14 protein-coding genes are annotated in these 17,464 nt (G+C 74.1%); 3 read left to right on the forward strand and 11 right to left on the reverse strand.

Annotated features, from left to right (window positions below):
• Nucleotides 1–35: 35 nt before the first annotated feature.
• Nucleotides 36–1,706, forward strand: a complete 1,671-nt coding sequence (locus ABZ807_RS05915) for an alpha-amylase family glycosyl hydrolase (RefSeq protein WP_357153717.1) — start codon at nt 36–38, stop codon at nt 1,704–1,706.
• A gap of 193 nt (nt 1,707–1,899) precedes the next feature.
• On the opposite strand, the gene ABZ807_RS05920 is transcribed toward ABZ807_RS05915, so the two are convergent.
• The 3 genes from ABZ807_RS05920 to xylA are packed head-to-tail and all read right to left on the reverse strand — an operon-like array spanning nt 1,900 to nt 6,086.
• A complete protein-coding gene (locus tag ABZ807_RS05920) occupies nt 1,900–3,324 on the reverse strand; it encodes an MFS transporter (protein ID WP_357153425.1) in 1,425 nt (474 codons plus the stop codon).
• 57 nt (nt 3,325–3,381) lie between these two features.
• Nucleotides 3,382–4,887: a xylulokinase gene (xylB, locus tag ABZ807_RS05925; RefSeq protein WP_357153427.1), complete on the reverse strand. Its 1,506-nt coding sequence runs from the start codon at nt 4,885–4,887 to the stop codon at nt 3,382–3,384.
• Nucleotides 4,888–4,898: 11 nt separating this feature from the next.
• Nucleotides 4,899–6,086, reverse strand: coding sequence for a xylose isomerase (xylA, locus tag ABZ807_RS05930; protein ID WP_357153428.1), 1,188 nt, complete (start codon nt 6,084–6,086; stop codon nt 4,899–4,901).
• Nucleotides 6,087–6,135: 49 nt separating this feature from the next.
• On the opposite strand from xylA, the gene ABZ807_RS05935 reads away from it, so the two are divergent.
• Nucleotides 6,136–7,395, forward strand: coding sequence for an ROK family protein (locus ABZ807_RS05935; protein ID WP_357153430.1), 1,260 nt, complete (start codon nt 6,136–6,138; stop codon nt 7,393–7,395).
• Nucleotides 7,396–7,481: 86 nt separating this feature from the next.
• Here the strand turns inward: ABZ807_RS05935 and ABZ807_RS05940 are convergent, their stop codons facing one another.
• From ABZ807_RS05940 to ABZ807_RS05975, 8 genes are all read right to left on the reverse strand, one after another.
• Nucleotides 7,482–7,994, reverse strand: a complete 513-nt coding sequence (locus ABZ807_RS05940) for a MarR family winged helix-turn-helix transcriptional regulator (protein WP_357153431.1) — start codon at nt 7,992–7,994, stop codon at nt 7,482–7,484.
• A 288-nt stretch (nt 7,995–8,282) separates the two neighbouring features.
• Nucleotides 8,283–10,022, reverse strand: coding sequence for a substrate-binding domain-containing protein (locus tag ABZ807_RS05945; protein WP_357153432.1), 1,740 nt, complete (start codon nt 10,020–10,022; stop codon nt 8,283–8,285).
• A gap of 164 nt (nt 10,023–10,186) precedes the next feature.
• Entirely contained in the window at nt 10,187–11,218 is a 1,032-nt protein-coding gene (locus ABZ807_RS05950; protein ID WP_357153434.1) for a lactonase family protein, read from the reverse strand.
• Nucleotides 11,219–11,364: 146 nt separating this feature from the next.
• A complete protein-coding gene (locus ABZ807_RS05955) occupies nt 11,365–11,967 on the reverse strand; it encodes an ATP/GTP-binding protein (RefSeq protein ID WP_357153436.1) in 603 nt (200 codons plus the stop codon).
• The gene (locus ABZ807_RS05960; RefSeq protein ID WP_357153438.1) at nt 11,948–12,334 is read right to left on the reverse strand and encodes a DUF742 domain-containing protein; all 387 of its coding nucleotides are present in this window, start codon (nt 12,332–12,334) and stop codon (nt 11,948–11,950) included. The genes ABZ807_RS05955 and ABZ807_RS05960 overlap by 20 nt, the downstream gene beginning before the upstream one ends.
• Nucleotides 12,324–12,746 (reverse strand): roadblock/LC7 domain-containing protein, encoded by a 423-nt coding sequence (locus tag ABZ807_RS05965; protein WP_357153440.1) that lies wholly within the window; start codon nt 12,744–12,746, stop codon nt 12,324–12,326. Before ABZ807_RS05965 ends, ABZ807_RS05960 begins: the two co-directional genes overlap by 11 nt.
• The gene (locus ABZ807_RS05970) at nt 12,746–15,109 is read right to left on the reverse strand and encodes a nitrate- and nitrite sensing domain-containing protein (protein ID WP_357153442.1); all 2,364 of its coding nucleotides are present in this window, start codon (nt 15,107–15,109) and stop codon (nt 12,746–12,748) included. Before ABZ807_RS05970 ends, ABZ807_RS05965 begins: the two co-directional genes overlap by 1 nt.
• Nucleotides 15,110–15,328: 219 nt before the next feature.
• Nucleotides 15,329–16,816, reverse strand: coding sequence for a catalase (locus tag ABZ807_RS05975; protein WP_357153444.1), 1,488 nt, complete (start codon nt 16,814–16,816; stop codon nt 15,329–15,331).
• Nucleotides 16,817–17,098: 282 nt separating this feature from the next.
• On the opposite strand from ABZ807_RS05975, the gene ABZ807_RS05980 reads away from it, so the two are divergent.
• Nucleotides 17,099–17,458: a hypothetical protein gene (locus ABZ807_RS05980; protein ID WP_357153446.1), complete on the forward strand. Its 360-nt coding sequence runs from the start codon at nt 17,099–17,101 to the stop codon at nt 17,456–17,458.
• The last annotated feature ends 6 nt before the right edge of the window (nt 17,459–17,464 follow it).

The raw sequence follows: 17,464 nt of genomic DNA on the forward strand, positions 1-17,464 counted from the left end.
TCGACCGCACCACGGCTCGACACAGGGAGAAAGCTCTGAACACCGACGCGACGCGGCAGGAACAGTCCGGTGGCCCGGCCACCGGGTGGTGGACCGAGGCCGTCATCTACCAGATCTACCCGCGCTCCTTCGCCGACACCGACGGCGACGGCATCGGTGACCTGCCGGGCATCACGGCCCGGCTCGGCCACCTCGCCGAGCTGGGCGTCGACGCCGTCTGGCTGTCGCCGTTCTACCCGTCGCCGCAGGCCGACGCCGGGTACGACGTGGCCGACTACCGGGACGTCGACCCGCTCTTCGGGCGGCTGGAGGACGCCGGCGAGCTGATCGCCGGGGCCCGCGCCAAGGGCCTGAAGGTGATCGTCGACCTGGTGCCCAACCACACCTCCTCCGCGCACCGGTGGTTCACCGCGGCCCTGGCCGCCGCCCCGGGCAGCCCCGAGCGGGCCCGGTACGTCTTCCGCGACGGCCTCGGCCCGGATGGCGACCAGCCCCCGAACGACTGGCAGAGCGTCTTCGGCGGCCCGGCCTGGACCCGGGTCACCGACCCGGACGGCCGGCCCGGCCAGTGGTACCTGCACCTGTTCGACACCGGCCAGCCCGACCTGAACTGGGACAACCCGGAGGTCCGGGAGGAGTTCCTGGACGTGCTGCGGTTCTGGCTGGACCGGGGCGTCGACGGCTTCCGGGTGGACGTGGCGCACGGCCTGATCAAGCAGGCCGACCTGGCCGACTGGCAGGAGCCGCAGGAGATCCTCTCCGGCAACGAGGTGGCGAAGCCGCGGCCCCCGATGTGGGATCAGGACGGCGTGCACGAGATCTACCGGGACTGGCGTCGGCTGCTCGACTCGTACCCGGGCGAGCGGATCCTGGTCGCCGAGGCGTGGGTCGAGCCGGCCGAGCGGCTGGCCCGCTACGTCCGCCCGGACGAGATGCACCAGGCGTTCAACTTCGAGTACCTGCTCGCCTCGTGGACCGCGACCGCCCAGTACGCGGTGATCACCCGGTCGCTGGAGGCCACCGACACGGTCGGCGCGCCGACCACCTGGGTGCTCTCCAATCACGACGTGGTGCGGCACGCCTCCCGGCTGGGCCTGCCGATCGGCACGGTCCGGCCCAACGGCATCGGCATCGGCGACCCGCAGCCGGACGCCGCGCTGGGCCTGCGGCGGGCCCGCGCCGCCACCCTGCTGATGCTGGCCCTACCCGGCTCCGCCTACCTGTACCAGGGCGAGGAGCTGGGCCTGCCCGAGCACACGACCCTGCCGGACGAGGTCCGGCAGGACCCGACCTGGGAGCGCAGCGGTCACACCCTGCGCGGCCGGGACGGCTGCCGGGTGCCGATCCCGTGGGAGGCCGACGCCCCGTCGTACGGCTTCGGACCGACGGACGCCAGCTGGCTGCCCCAGCCGCCGCTGTGGGCCGAGTACGCCCTCGACCGGCAGCGCGGGGTGCCCGGCTCGACGTACGAGACGTACCGCACGGCGCTGCGGCTGCGCCGCGAGCACGGGCTGGCCCGGGGCCCGCTGGAGTGGCTCTCCTCCGGCGACGAGGTGCTGGCCTTCCGCAACGGCGGGCTCACCGTGCTGACCAACTTCGGTGCGGCGGCCGTCCCGCCGCCGGCCGGGGAGCTGCTGCACAGCAGCGCCCCGCTCGACGCCGACGGCCGGGTCCCCACCGACGTGACGGTCTGGGCCCGCGCCTGACGCCCCGCTGGATCCCGCCGGCCCCGGGTTGACGGCCTGGGCCGGCGGGAGTGGGCCGCGGCTCGGCGGCCGCGCAGTCTGATCGGCGCACAGCGGCCGCCCTGTGGCCGCACCGCCTCACGACCGCACTGTCTCTCCCTACGCGAACGGCCGGGCCGCACAGCGGGCCCGAACCGCGCTACCCGGCGAGTGGTCAGAGGCGGTCGGCGCGGGCGTGCAGCAGGTCGTGCACCGCCTCGATGTCCCCGGGCGAGCTGCGCGAGGCGCGCCAGTACATCAGCCCGGTGGGGATGAAGAAGAGCTGGAAGGCGGCCAGCCCGACCGCGAAGTTCAGCGGCGGCGGGAAGGCCGCCCGCAGGCCGTGGAAGGCCACCCCGACCAGGCCGTTGCCGGCCGCCCGTCCCACCCCGTTGACCAGGTTGCCCAGGCTGTAGACGGTGCCGCGGTGCTCGGGCGGGTTGACGTCGGCGATCAGGGCGAACCAGTTCGGCGAGTTCGCCGAGGTCAGCGCCAGCGCGACGACGGCGGTGAGCAGGCTCAGGCCGACCGTCGGCTCGGTCACCACGCTGGCCAGCACCGCCCGGACCACCGCGCCGCCGCCGGCGCCGTCCGGCACCACGATGCGTACCGGCACGAAGAAGAGGACCAGGTAGAACGGCAGGGCCGCGAGGATGCCCACCGCCGCGACCAGGGCCCGACCCCTCGGGGTACGCCGTTGCAGCGCGTCGCCGGCCAGCCCGCCGACGATGGAGAGCACCCCGCCCAGCTGGAACAGGGTGGCGAAGACGCTGCCCACCACGACCGCGGTCGCCGACGAGTAGCCCTGGGCCTCGGCCCGCTCGGCGAAGAGCACCGGCAACCAGACCAGCGAACCGAACGCCGCCTGCGCGGTCAGCCCCTGCAGGATCAGCCAGCGGTTGGTCCGCCGGGCCATGATCCGGGGTAGGTCGGCCCGGGTGATCCGGTAGTCGTACTCGGCCCCGGCGTCGAGCGCCCCGGCCAGCTCCGGCTCGCTCTGCCCGCGCCGGATGTCGTACGTGAAGAGGTAGGCCAGGGTGGCCGCCAGCCCGACCACGGTGAGCACCAGGAACGGACGCCGCCAGTCGGTGGCGCCGAGGAGCCCGCCGGTGAGCGTGCCGGCCAGCGTGCCCACCCCCTGCGACAGCCCCCAGAAGCTCATCACCAGCCCGCGGCGGCGGGGCGAGATCAGGTCGGTGACCACCGAGAACCCGACCGAGCCGACCGCGCCGAGCCCGACCGCGGCCAGCAGCTGCGCGGCCAGGAACGTCGGGTAGTCCTGGGCGAGCGCGCTGCCGCCGGTGCCGGCCGCCCAGATCAGGGTGCCGACCACGAGCAGCGGCTTGCGGTTCGTCCGGTCCCCCACGTACGCCCAGGCCACCGCCGCCACCGCGCTGACCAGGAAGCTCATTGCGGTGACCAGGCCGAGCAGCCGCTGCGGCACGCCCAGCGCCCCGGAGATCGGCCCGTACAGCGGCGGGACCAGGCCGATCGCCACGTTGTCCAGCGAGGCGAGCACCACGAAGACCACGACGCTGTAGAACCGGTGCGACGCGCCGCCGCCCCAGGCCCGCGCCACCCCGCCCCTGGTCAAGGTCATGTCCGGCAGCCAATCAGGGTGAGGTAACGAACGGATCACCGGGGTCCATCCCGCCGGTCAGCGCCGCGGAGTCGCCCGGTCGACGGTCCGGTCCCGGGCCTGGGCGTACCGCTCGCGGACGGCGGGGACGGGCTCCGCGTCGTACTCCCGGGTGCCGGCGACCGCCCACTCCGGTGGCGCCGCGCCGCCCAGGGCGACCCAGGCGGCCTGGCGGGCCGCGCCGTCGGCGACGTACTCCCCCGGCGGCGGCACCACCACCGGCCGGCCGAAGACCTGCGGGGCGATCCGGCGCACCGCCGCGGACCGGGCCCCGCCACCGACCAGGATCACCCGCTGGGCGGTCGCGCCCTGGGCGGTCAGCGCATCCAGCCCGTCGGCGAGCGCGCAGAGCATCCCCTCGACGGCCGCCCGGGCCAGGTGCGCCGGGGTGGCCGTGCGCAGGGTGAGCCCGTGCAGTGCGCCGGTCGACAGTGGTCGGTCGGGGGTGCGCTCCCCCTCCAGGTAGGGGATCATGACCAGCCCGTCCGCACCGGGTGGGGCGGCCAGCGCCAGCTCGGTCAGCTCGTCGAGCCCGACCTGGAGCATCGCGGCGGCGGCGTCCAGCACCCGGGCGGCGTTGAGCGTGCAGACCAGCGGCAGGAACCGGCCGGTGGCGTCGGCGAAGCCGGCGACGGCGCCGCCCGGGTCGGCGGCCGGCACGTCGGCCACGCTGAACACCGTGCCGGAGGTGCCGATCGAGACGACCACGTCGCCCGGGCGGGCCCCGACGCCCAGCGCGGCGGCGGCGTTGTCCCCCGTGCCGGCGCCGAGCAGCACCCCGCCCGGCGCGGACCCCGACGTCCCCGCACCGGAGCCCGACGCCGCGCCGGACGCGGCACCCGACGACGGTCCGCCGAGCGCGGCCGGGTCCAGGACACCGGCCGCCTGGGCCGGACCGAGCACGGCGGGCACCCGCACCACCCGGCCGAAGGCTCGTTCCAGCAGGTCGAGGCGGTACTCCCCGGTTCGGGGGGACCAGTAGCCGGTGCCGCTGGCGTCGCCCCGGTCGGTGCACAGCGCGGCCAGGCCGGGCGCGCCGGCCAGCCGCCAGGTGAGCCAGTCGTGCGGCAGGCAGACCGCTGCGACCCGGGCCGCCTGCTCCGGCTCGTGCCGGGCCAGCCAGCGCAGCTTGGTGCCGGTGAAGCTCGCCACCGGCACGCTGCCCACCGCCTCGGCCCAGAACCGGCGGCCCGCCGCCCCGCCGCCGGCCTCGGCGACGAGCTCGCGGGCCGCGTCGGCGGACCGGGTGTCGTTCCAGAGCAGGGCGGGCCGGACCACCTCGCCCGCCTCGTCCAGGCAGACCATGCCGTGCTGCTGGCCGGCGACCGAGACGGCCGCGACGTCGGCCAGCCCACCGGCGGCGTCGACGGCGGACCGCAGCGCGTCCCACCAGGCCCGCGGGTCGACCTCGGTGCCGTCCGGGTGCGGCGCCCGGCCCCGCCGGACCAGGGCACCGGTCGCCGCGTCGTGGACGACGACCTTGCAGGACTGGGTGGACGAGTCGACCCCGGCGACGAGCGGCATGGCGGCCCGCCTCAGCGTGCGCCGAGCAGGTGCTCGACGGCGAGCTGGTTGAGCCGGACGAAGTTGAAGCCCCGCGCCGCGACCGCGTCGACGTCGAGGTCCTCGAACGCGGACCGGTCGGCGAGCAGGTCGGCGTACCCCTCCCCCGGGCCCAACGTCGGCGTGCCGAGCTCGGCGACCTTGCTGGCGGCCAGCGCCCCGGCCACCTCCGGGTCCGCCCGGAACGCTGCGGCCCGCTCCTTGAGTAGCAGGTACGTGCGCATGTTCGCCTCGGCCGAGGCCCAGACGCCGGTGAAATCCTCGGTGCGGGAGGGCTTGTAGTCGAAGTGGCGTGGCCCGTCGTACGCGGGGCCGCCGTCCGGGCCGCCGTGCTCCAGCAGGTCGACCAGGGCGAAGGCGTTGAGCAGGTCGCCGTGGCCGAAGACCAGGTCCTGGTCGTACTTGATGCTCCGCTGGCCGTTGAGGTCGATGTGGAACAGTTTGCCCTGCCAGAGCGCCTGGGCGATGCCGTGCGCGAAGTTCAGCCCGGCCATCTGCTCGTGGCCGACCTCCGGGTTGAGGCCGACCAGCTCCGGGTGGGCCAGGGTGGAGATGAACGCCAGCGCGTGCCCGATGGTGGGCAGCAGGATGTCGCCGCGCGGCTCGTTGGGCTTGGGCTCGATGGCGAAGCGCAGGTCGTAGCCGCGGTCCACGACGTACTGGCAGAGCAGGTCGACCGCCTCGCGGTAGCGGTCCAGCGCGGCCCGTACGTCCTTGGCCAGGTCGTACTCGGCGCCTTCCCGGCCGCCCCACATCACGAAGGTGCGGGCGCCCAGCTCGGCGGCGAGGTCGACGTTGCGCAGCACCTTGCGCAGCGCGTACCGGCGCACGTCCCGGTCGTTGCTGGTGAACCCGCCGTCCTTGAAGACGGGGTGGGTGAAGAGGTTGGTGGTGACCATCGGGACGACCAGGCCGGTCTCGTCCAGCGCCTTGCGGAACCGGGCCAGGTGAGCGTCACGGGTGGCGGCGTCCACGCCGAAGGGGACCAGGTCGTCGTCGTGGAAGGTGATCCCGTACGCGCCGAGCTCGGCGAGGCGCTGCACGGCCTCCACCGCGTCCAGTGCCGGCCGGGTGGCGTCACCGAACGGGTCGCGGGCCTGCCAGCCCACCGTCCAGAGCCCGAAGGAGAACTTGTCGGCGGGGGTGGGACGGGGTGCCATGGCAGACCTCCGGTGGTGTCGTCCGCAATTTGTTCAGTGGATGGATTAAATGACCGGGCTGTGGCACTGTCAAGGGGTGACCAGCACCAGCGCCGCCGGCGCGGTCCGGCAGGGCAGCCTGCGCGAGCTCAACCTCGCCGTGGTGCTCGGGCGGATCGCCGCCGCCGACCACCCACCGTCGCGGGCCGGCATCGCCAGCGAGACCGGCCTCACCCGGGCCACCGTCTCGGCCGTGGTGGACGACCTGATCACCGGCCGTCTGGTCGCCGAGGCCGACCCCGCGCCGCGCGGCGGGGCCGGCCGCCCCGCCCGGGGGCTGCGGCTCGCCACCGACGGCCCCGCCGGGCTGGGGCTGGAGATCAACGTCGACTACCTGGCCGCCTGCGTGGTCGACCTCGCCGGCACCGTCCGGCACCACGAGGTACGCCGGGCCGACCTGCGCCCGATCGCCCCCGCCGACGCGCTCGCCCGGCTGGTCGAGCTGGCCGGACGGGCCCGGGCCGCCGCCGGACGGCAGGGGCTGACCCTGGCCGGGGCGACGCTGGCCGTGCCAGGGCTGGTCGACGCCCACGGCCTGGTCCGCCTCGCGCCGAACCTCGGCTGGCGCGACGTCGACGTCCCCGCCCTGCTCGCCGGGCATCCCCCGCTCGCCGGGCCGGTCGACGGGGTGCCGGCGCTGGTGGTCGACAACGAGGCCAACCTGGCCGCCCTCGGCGAGTTGCACGCCGGGCCCGGCACGGCCAGCTTCCTGCACGTCTCGGGCGAGATCGGCATCGGCGCCGGGATCGTGCTCGACGGCACGCTGTTCCGGGGCGCCCGGGGCTGGAGCGGCGAGCTGGGCCACGTACCGGTCGACCCGGACGGGCCCCGGTGCCGCTGCGGCGGGCGGGGCTGCCTGGAGACGTACGCGGGTCAGGAGGCCGTCCTCGACGCGGCCGGACTCTCCGGGGCGGACCTGCCGGCGGACACGGCGGCGCACCGGCTGGCCGACCTCGCCGCCGCCGGCGCCCCGGCCACCCTGGCCGCGCTGCACGCGGCCGGCACCGCCCTCGGGGTGGCCGTCGCCGGCGTGATCAACCTGCTGGACCTGGACACCGTGGTCCTCGGGGGCGGATACGCCACCCTCGCACCCTGGCTGCGCCCGCCGGTCGTCGCCGAGTTGGCCGACCGGGTGCTCACCGCCGCCTGGTCACCGGTCACCGTGCGCGCGGCAGCGCTCGGCCCCGCGTCGGCGGCGGTCGGCGGGGCGGGATCGGTGGTCCGCCGGATCATCGCCCGGCCGTCCGGTTGGCTCGCCGGCCGGCAGTGAGGCGGCTTTCCTGGATGGGCGATCGCCACTGCACCTCGTGGTTGCCACGCGGACCGACCGTGCCGGGCCGCCAGGCCGCCGGACGGTCAGGCGGAGCGGGCGACCGACGGGTCGTTGAGCGACGCATCGGGCGGCGGGGTGCCGGTGCCCTGCCACGGCACTGCCGGCGGAGCCACCGCCTCCCGGTCACGGGCGACCCGGTCGAACTCGCGGATCCCGCGCAGCAGGGCCTGGCGGCCCTCGCCGCTCATCCCGGCCAGCACCTCGGCCAGCCGCCGCCGGCGGTCCCGGCGCAGCTCGGTGAGGAGCCGACGGGCCTCCGGGGTCAGGTGCAGGGAAATCTCCCGCCGGTCGAGGCGGCCCGGCTCCCGTTCCAGCATGCCGGCCGCCACCAGCCGGTCGCAGAGCCGGCTGGCCGAGGAGAGCAGCATGTCGAGCAGCGTGGCGAGCCGGCGGAGGTTGATTCCGTCGTGCCGCTCCACCACCATGACCGCGCGCAGTTGGGCGGCGGAGAGACGGCTGGTCGTGCCTTCCCGCGCTGCCTCCCACACGGAGAGGAGGGCACCCGCCGCGGCGTCGAGCTCGGCGGCCATACTCATCTCTGGTCCGCGAGGACCAAGTTCTTCGGCCATGGTGGGCCCGAGACTACCCGGAGTACCTGGTAGTCGGCCCCTGGACGCCGTCCGGTCGCTCATCGGCGACCTGCGGGCGTTCGTCGCCGGCGACCTGGTCGACGACGCGGTGGTGGTCTGCCTGGACTGGACTGGACCGGCCCGTAGCCCTGACCGCCCGTTTGCCGTCACTGTGCAATCCGGACGGGAGGCCGGAAAGCGAACCGCCGCACCGGGAACTCCCGGTGCGGCGGTACATCCGCGCCGTCCGAAGGCTCAGCGCGGCGCGTTCGGGCGCAGCGCGATCGCCTTCAGGAAGATGTCACCGATCTTGCTCGGGTCCTCGGTGACGAAGGTGCCGCCGCCGGTGACCTTGGTGATCGACTCAAGCTCGGCCTTGGAGACCTCGTTGCCGATGCCGATGATGATCACCTGCACCGGGCGCTCCGAGTCGTTCAGCTGCTTGAGCTTGCTGATCAGCGAGGCCTGCGAGATGCCGTTCCGGTCGTCGTTCTTGCCGTCGGTGAAGAGCACCACCGAGTTCACCCGGCCCGGCTCCCAGTCCCGCTGCACCGTCTTGTACGCCTCGAGCACGGTGTCGTACAGGCCGGTGTTGCCGTCGGACGGGCGGATCCCGGCGAGGCCCTGCTCCAGCCGGCCGCGGTTGCTGGAGAGCGGGTTGATCGGCACCACCTCGCGCCAGTCCCGCGAGCCCACCAGCTCGGTGGAGAACGTCCAGAGGCCGATCGACCAGGTGTCGTCGAACAGACGCAGGCCCCGGCTCGCCGCCGCCACGGTCACCTGCTGCCGGGTGGCGCCGTTCGCGGAGGGCACCTTCGTCTTCATCGAGCCGGAGACGTCGATGACGCTGAGCATCCGACCGGACTGGGTGGCGATGGACCAGCCGGAGAGCGCATCGTCTATCGCGACGGGGTCCAGGCCACCGGCGGCGCCGACCCCCGCCGGCGGGGCGCTCGCCTGACCGCCGGCCGGGCTGGGCGCCCCCTGCGGCGCCTTGAAGCCGTCACCCCAGTTGCCGTCCGGGGCCCGCAGCGACTGGGCGGCCAGCCGGTTCTTGAATCCCTGGGTGGTGAGCAGCTCGAAGAGCACCTTGGCGGCGGACTGCTTGGCCGGCTCGATGCCGGGCAGCACCGCGTACGGGTAGTCCAGCGGCATCGGCGACGGCTCCACCAGGTAGAGCGCGGCCAGCGGGATCGGCGGCTTGGTGTTGTTGTACGCGATGACGTCTTCCTCGGAGAGCGCGGCGGCACCGAGCCCGCTGGCGATGGACGTCGGGTCGTTGGCGCGCGGGAAGCGGGCGAGCAGGTCCTGCCGCAGCGCGGAGCGGCCGGTGGCCAGCGCCCGCAGCGCGCCGGTGGTGGCCCCCTGGGTGTCGCCGCCGGACGCGCTCGCCGCGCTGGTGAGGGAGAGCAGGCCGGAGAGGCCGGCCGCGTCCCGGGTCGGCTCGACGATCCCGGCCCGCAGCGGCTTGTCGCTGCTCATTGCGCGCAGCAGGTCGGTCCAGCTGAGCTTCTTGTCCGGCCAGCCCAGCCGGGAGGCGGCGACCGGCTCCGGCATCGCCACCACCACCGGGCTGCGGGCGATCGAGGCCCCGTTGCCCGGCGCGAAGGCGGCCGCGTCGTTCTTCAGCCGCAGCAGCCAGGTGGAGGAGTCCGGGATCCAGATGTCGGGCGTGACCACCGTGCCGCTGGCCTGGCCGACGCCCGCGAGGGTGACGCCGTGCTTGCTGGCGACCGCGGCCGCCACGTCCACCGACTCGGAGGCGCTGACGTTCACGGCGATGCAGGTGCCGCCCACCGCCGCGCCGTCCTCGACCCACTGCGCCGAGGCCTTCTGCACCGCCGGGGCGAGCTCGGGGGCGGCGGCCACGGAGAGTTGGATCTTGCCGGAGCAGGACGGCCCGGCCAACTGCTGGTAACCGAACCAGGAACCCGCGACCACGACGAGCGCGGTGGCCGCCGCGGCGGCTCCTGCTCCACGGATACTTGAACGCATGCGATGGCGGCCAGACACGCTGACCATCTTGCGTATCTCGTTCGCATAGTGCCATGACCGTTCGGACGAAAGTTACGCAGGAGCAACAGTTGATTACATTTTTGCCACAACGAGTGACCAGCCAGTCTCTCGCCGTCGCTCTGGTCTACACTGGACAATCCCGGTCAGGGCAGGACACAGGTCGGGCTCGGCACCGGCACCGGCTCGCCGACCGGTTCCGGCACGCCCGAGCCGGGATCGACCCGGAACACCCGGACCATGTCGGCCCGCTCGTCGGCGAGGTAGAGGTGGGCCCCGGTCAGCACGAAGTGCCGGGGCCACTCGCCCCCGGTATCGACCTCGGCGACCAGCCGTGGCAGCCCCCCGTCCACCGCGAAGACGGAGACCGTGCCCACCCCCCGGTTGCCGACGTAGAGGAAGCGCCCGTCCGGCCCCACGGCGATCTCGGACGGCTGGACGTGCCCCGCCCGCCCGCTGGCGTCCACCCGCCCCCGCTGGTGCAGCGCCCCCTCCGGGGTCGACTCGTACGCGGTGACCGTGGCGTCCAGCTCGCCGGCCACCCAGCAGCGCCGCCCGTCCGGGTGGCGGGCTAGGTGGCGGGGCCCGGTCCCGGCCACGGTACGGACCCGGGGCGCGCGCGGCACCAGCCGGCCCGAGTCGGCGTCCAGGTCGTACCGGTAGATCGAGTCGGTGCCGAGGTCGACGGCGAGCAGCGGCCCGGCCCCCGGGTCCGGGGAGACCATGTGGCAGTGCGCCCCCTCCTGGCGCTCCGGGTCGGGTCCGTGCCCCTGGTGCACGACCAGGTCGCTGCGCTCGGCGGGCACGCCCTGCGCGTCCAGCGGGAGGACGGCCACGCTGCCGCCGCCGTAGTTGGCCACGAAGAGGTGCCGCCCGTCCGGCGCGACGGCCAGGTGGCAGGGGTCGGCGCCGCCGGTCGGCCGGACGCCCAGCGCGGTCAGCTCGCCGTCCCGGCCCACCCGGAAGGCGCTGATCCGCCCCGCCGGCAGCTCGTTCACCGCGTACAGCACCGGCAGGACGGGATGCCGGACGAGGAAGGAGGGCGAATCGGTCACCGCAACCGTGCCGAGCGGGGTGAGTTCCCCCGAGTCGGGATCCCGGCGGGCGGCGACGATGCCGGCCCCCCGCCCGGCGCTGGCCGCCGTGTAGCCGCCGATGTGGACGATCGCGTTCGTCACCGTGCACCCTCCGCCGATCCTGTCGTCGATCCAACCAGAGGCTTCCCGGTGGGCCCGGGCGTTAGCCCTGTTTTCCCGGATTTCCGGGCGGAACGCCGACTCCCCGGGGCGGCGCGATCGGACCGCACCGCCCCGCCATACGGAGGTCAGGCCACCGGGACCGGCTCGCCACGCTGCCGGGCGACGTGCTCGACCAGCGAGATCAGCACCAGCTTGGCGGACTGGCGGTCCCGGGCGTCGCAGAGCACCATCGGCACGTCCGGGTCGAGGTCCAGCGCCTGGCGCACCGCCTCGATGCCGAACCGGCGGGTCCCGTCGAAGCAGTTCACCCCGACCACGAACGGGATGCCCCGCTGCTCGAAGTAGTCGATCGACGGGAAGCAGTCGGCGAGTCGCCGGGTGTCGGCGAGCACCACCGCGCCGAGCGCGCCGAAGGCCAGCTCGTCCCAGAGGAACCAGAAGCGGTCCTGTCCGGGCGTGCCGAAGAGGTAGACCTGGAGGTCCTCGTTGATCGTGATCCGGCCGAAGTCCATCGCCACCGTGGTGGTCGACTTCGCCTCCACCCCGGAAAGGTCGTCGGTGCCGATGCCGGCCCCGGTCAGCACCTCCTCGGTCTGCAACGGCCGGACCTCGCTCAACGCGCCGACCAACGTCGTCTTGCCCGCGCCGAAGCCCCCGGCGATCAGGATCTTGAGAGCCAGCGGCAACCGGGCCCCGGAGGAGTCCCGGTCAGAGCGCACGTAGTCCACTGACCACCGCCTTGAGAATGTCGTTGTCGGGAAGACCGGCGGCCGGCGGCTCGTGCACCGAGACCAGGCCCCGGGCGAGCAGGTCGCCGAGGAGGACCCGGACCACGCCCACCGCGAGGTCCAGGTCGGCGGCGAGGTCCGCCACCGCGGCGGGCCGCCGGGCCAGCTCGACCAGCCGCCGGTGCTCCGGCTGCAGCCCCGGCTGGCCGAACGGGTCCGCGTCCGCGCCGGTCAGCACGAACGCGATCAGGTCGAAGCCGTCGACGGCCGGCCGTACCCGGCCGCCGGTGAGGGTGTACGGACGGACCACCGGCCCGGCCGCGCCGTCCAGCCACTCGTGCTGGGCACCCGGCAACTCAGCCCGCATCGACGGCCCCCACCGTCGGGCGGGCGGGCGCGATCAGGTTCTCGCCGACCCGGATGACCAGCATCGCCATCTCGTACGCCACCAGGCCGATGTCCGCGTCGGCCTGGCAGACCACCGCCAGGCACGCGCCCTGACCAGCGGCCGTCACGAACAGGTACGCGGACTCCATCTCCACCACGGTCTGCCGCACCCCGCCGCCGGCCAGGTGCCGGCTGGCGCCCTTGGCCAGGCTGGAGAAGCCGGAGGCCAGGGCGCACAGGTGCTCGGCTTCGGCGCGGTCCAGCTCGGCGGAGGCGCCGAGCAGCAGGCCGTCGGCGGAGAGCACCACGGCCTCACTGGCAGCCGGTACGCGATCGACCAACTCGTCGAGCAACCAGCCGAGGTCGACGTTCTGCCTCGTCGTGTGCACCACTAGGCGTCCCTCTCAGTCGCGGTCGGGGAATCGGGGGTCGCCGCCGGGTCACGCGGCGGCGGGGGCGACGCGGGCTCCCCGCCCCGCCCCTCGGACGGGCCACCGGGCGGGGCGGGCGCGGCCTCCGCGTCGTCGGGTCGCCCCGGCGGCACGGAACGGACGCCGCCCTCGCGCCGGCCCCGGGCCGTACCGGCCTGGAGCGCGGACATCTGCCGGCGTGCCTCCTCTGGGGATCGGACGTTCGGGGCCTCGGCGACCCGCGGGCGGGGGCGGGCGGCGGGCCCGTGCCGGCGGATCCGGCGGGGCAGGCCGTCGCCGTCGGGGGCGGCCTCCACCGACGAGGTGCGGGCCGGGGCGAACGGGGGCACGGTCGGCTCGGGCCGGTCCCGCCCGGCGCGGGCCGAGCGGGGCAGGGGCAGGGTGGTCAGCCGGGTGACCGACGCGGCGGGCCGCCCCGCGGCGACCGGCGCGGCCGGCGGCTCGTCGGTGACCAGGTCGGCGGGTACGAGGACCACGGCGGTCACCCCGCCCCCCGGGACCTCGGAGCGCAGGGTGACCCGGACGCCGTGCCGGGCGGCGAGCCGGGACACCACGAACAGGCCGAGCCGGGCGCTGTCGGCCGGGTCGAACTCGGGCGGCCGGGCGAGCCGGCGGTTGGCGTTCTCCACCGCCTGCGGAGTCATGCCCAGGCCGTGGTCGGTGATCTCCACGGCGTAGCCGTGGGGCACCTGCTGGCCGGAAACCTCGACCCGGGTCTCGGGCGGGGAGAAGGCGGTGGCGTTCTCGATCAGCTCGGCGAGCAGGTGGATGACGTCCGCGACGGCCCGGCCGACCACGCCGGCGGGCTGCACCGCCCCGATGTCCACCCGGTCGTACGCCTCGACCTCGGAGACCGCGCCGCGCACGACGTCCAGCGCGGCCACGGGCTGCCGCCAGCCCCGCCCGGGGGTTGCCCCGGCGAGGATGACCAGGTCCTCGGCGTGCCGGCGCAGCCGGGTGGCCAGGTGGTCGAGCCGGAACAACTCGGCCAGCTCGTCCGGGTCCTCGCTGCGTCGTTCCATCCGGTCGAGCAGCGCCAGCTGGCGGTGCACCAGGCCCTGGCTGCGTCGGGCGATGTTGAGGAACACCTCGTTGAGGCCGCGGCGCAGGGTGACCTCGTCGACCGCCGCCCGGACGGCGGTCCGCCGGACCTCGTTGAAGGCGCGCCCGACCTCCCCGATCTCGTCGGCGCCGTACTCCAGCGGCGGCGCCTCCCGGGCCACGTCCACCTGTTCACCCCGGCGCAGCCGGGCCACCACGTCGGGCAGCCGCTGCTCGGCCATCTCCAGGGCGGCGCTGCGCACGCTGGTCAGCCGGCCGGCCAGCGTACGCCCGACCCGGACCGCGACCAGCAGCGACACCACGACCGCCGCCAGCCCGAGCACCCCGGCGACGGCGAGCCGGACCAGGATGCCGACCGCCACCGGCACGGACCGCTCGGCCACCCCGTCGGCCTGCTTCTGCTCGAAGTCGCGCAGCGCCTGCTGGACGGCGTCGTGGCTGGTCTGCCAGCTGCGGGCGTCCACCGGCGGGCGGGCGGCCGGGTCCGCCCGCAGCAGCCTCTCCTGCATGCTGCGCAGCTGGACGAAGGCCGGGTCCTCCGTCAGCCGCTGGTAGGCGCTGCGGGCCTGCGCCGGCAGGTCGGCCACGGCCGTGTCGACCAGGAACCGCTCGTTGCCGATGGTCTGCGTCAGGAGCCGGTGCTCGCCGTCCACGAAGCGCCCGCCGGCGAGCCCGCCGGCCACCAGCGCGTCGGTCTGGCCGAGCAGGTCGCGGGAGCGGCCGAGCGCGGTGAGCGCCAGCGTCTCCCGGTTGAGTTCCGGGTCGGGCAGGTCGGCCATCGCCGCGAAGGTCTGGAAGGCGAAGGAGATCATGCCGCTGTAGAGCCCGACGGCGCCGGCCCGGTCCACCTGCCTGCGGTCGATGAAGCCACGCCCGGCCGGCAGCGCGTCGAGGGCGGCGACCAGCTTGTCGATCCGGGCGTCGAGCAGGTCGTCGGCCGCGTCGCGCAGCTTCTCCCCGCCGATCCGCCGGCGCAGCTCGGCGACCGCCGCGTCGGTGCGGCGGCGCTGGTCGGTCAGGGCCGGCAGGGCCGCCGGGCCGGCGAGCTGCACCACCGAGAGGCGACGCTCGCGTTGCAGCTCGGTGACGACCGCCTCGCCGGGGCGGCCCAGGTCGTAGAGGAGGGTCCGCGCCGAGAGCAGGTCCAGCGCCGGGCCGAAGGTCAGCGTGGTGGCGAAGATCCAGAGTGCGAGCAGGGCGGCCACCGGAGTGACGACCAGGGCGGTCAGCTTGGCGCGGATCGGCCAGTCGCGGGTGTCCATGAGTCCTCGCCCGAAGGGGTGGCAGCGGCGGCGCCAGCACCGGCCGGGCAGCGTCCCGGCCGCGCCGGGCACCGACTCGGGCGCCTTGGGCAGGATACGTAATCCCGGCCCGTAGCACTACCGTCCGTCTCGCGCTTCACCACTGCCCGTTTGTGGACCGTCGAGACGACGGACGCCCCGCCGGGAGGACCGGCGGGGCGTCACGTGTGGGCGGAACGGTCAGCTGTTGACGGAAATGCCGAGGCCCTCCGCGACCCGACGGCCGTAGCCCTCGTCGCACTGGCTGAAGTGCCAGACCATCTTCTCCTGGATGTGCTTGTCGCACTGGGCCAGGTTGTCGACCAGGTTGAGGATCAGGTCGTCCCGCTCCCAGTCGGCCATCTCGCGGTAGCGCCGGCCGGCCTGGGAGTAGTTGTTCTGCCGCTCGATCGGGGCCTTCATGATCTGCCCCGAGACGAACGGACGGTACTCCCGGTAGGACTCGTCGGCCTCACGCAGACCGGCGACCGAGGACGGCTCGAAGTTGATGTGCGGGTTGCCGCCCCGGTTGTCGACGCCGTACGACATCTGACCGCCGCCCTGGTTGGTGCTGACCGGCACGTCCTCGCGCGGCCGGTTGATCGGCAGCTGGAGGTAGTTCGGGCCGACCCGGTACCGCTGGGTGTCCGAGTAGGAGAACGTCCGGCCGACCAGCATCTTGTCGTCGGAGAAGTCGATGCCGTCGACCAGCACGCCGGTGCCAAAGGCGATCTGCTCGTTCTCGTTGTGGTGGTCGGTGATGTTGCGGTTGAGCGTCATCATGCCGACCGGCAGGTAGGGGAAGTCCTCCTCCGGCCAGATCTTGGTGTCGTCGAGCGGGTCGAAGTCCAGCTCCGGGTGCTCGTCGTCGCTCATGATCTGGACGTTGAGCTCCCACTTGGGGTACTCGCCGCGCTCGATCGCCTCGTAGAGGTCCTTCGAGGCGTGCCCGAGGTCCCTGGCCTGGATCTCGGCGGCCTGCGCCTCGGTCAGGTTGTGCTCGCCCTGCTGGGTCAGCCAGTGGAACTTGACCAGCACGCCCTCGCCCTCGGCGTTGACGAAGCGGTAGGTGTTCACCCCGGAGCCGCGCATCGTCCGGTAGTTCTTCGGGATGCCGTACGGGGAGAAGAGCCAGGTCAACATGTGCATGGACTCGGGCGTGTTCGACATGAAGTCGAAGATCCGGTTCGGCTCCTGGCGGAAGGTGACCGGGTCCGGCTTCAGCGAGTGGATCACGTCCGGGAACTTGATCGCGTCCCGGATGAAGAAGACCTGGAGGTTGTTGCCGACCATGTCCCAGTTGCCGTCCTCGGTGCGGAACTTGACCGCGAAGCCACGCGGGTCCCGGGCCGCCTCGGAGGAGTCCCGGCCGCCGATGACGGTGGAGAACCGGATGGTGACGGGGGTCTTCCTGCCCTTGGTCTGGAAGAGCTTGGCCCGGGTGTACTTCGACGCCGGCTGGTCGCCGATCGTCCCGTACGCCTCGAACTCGCCGTGTGCGACGAAGCCGCGGGCGTGCACCACCCGCTCCGGGATCCGCTCCCGGTCGAAGTGGCTGATCTTCTCCAGGAAGTGGTAGTTCTCCAGCGTCGCCGGGCCGCGCGAACCGACCGTCCGCTGCTGCTGGTTGTTGTGCACGGGGTGACCCTGACGGGTCGTGAGGATCGGCTTGTCGGCCTTGTCGCTCATCGCTCTCCTCCTGATCGGTTCTGGCAGTCGGGGCAGCGCCCCCAGTACGTGACCTCGGCGAACTCCACCGCGAACGCGGTGGCGGCCGAGGAATCGAGGCTGGGCGGGGGGCCGGACCGGCATCACCCCAGCCAAGCGCGCTTTCTGGAATGAGTCAAGTTTTGGTGGCGGTTCATCCTGTGGGCATCGCCATGCCGGGGCCGGGAATCAGCCAGGAAAGTCCGCGGAATCGGGATTGGTGGCCAGCGCGTGGAGGGAATACCAGGTGGCGAAGGAGGAGCCATGTCGCCCACGCAGGTAATCGTTGTGGTTGTCGTCGTGCTGGTGGTCACCGCGCTGGTCGCCGCGGCCGTAGTGACCGGCCGCCGACGCGCGCTCAAGCGCCGCTTCGGCCCCGAGTACGACCGGGTCGTCGCGGAGCAGGACAGCCGCGGAGCCGCCGAACGGGAGCTGCGCGACCGGGAACGCCGGCACGCGGAGCTCGAACTCACCCCGCTGGACCCGGGGTCCCGGGCCCGGTACGCCGCCGCCTGGGAGGAGCTCCAGGTCCGCTTCGTCGACCTGCTCGGCGAGGAGCCGGTCGGGCACCGGCCGCCGGAGCAACGCCACCCGGACAGTCCGCATGACGTCACGAGCCGCTGAGGAGAG

The organism is Micromonospora sp. NPDC047548 (assembly GCF_040642975.1).
Classification (GTDB): domain Bacteria; phylum Actinomycetota; class Actinomycetes; order Mycobacteriales; family Micromonosporaceae; genus Micromonospora.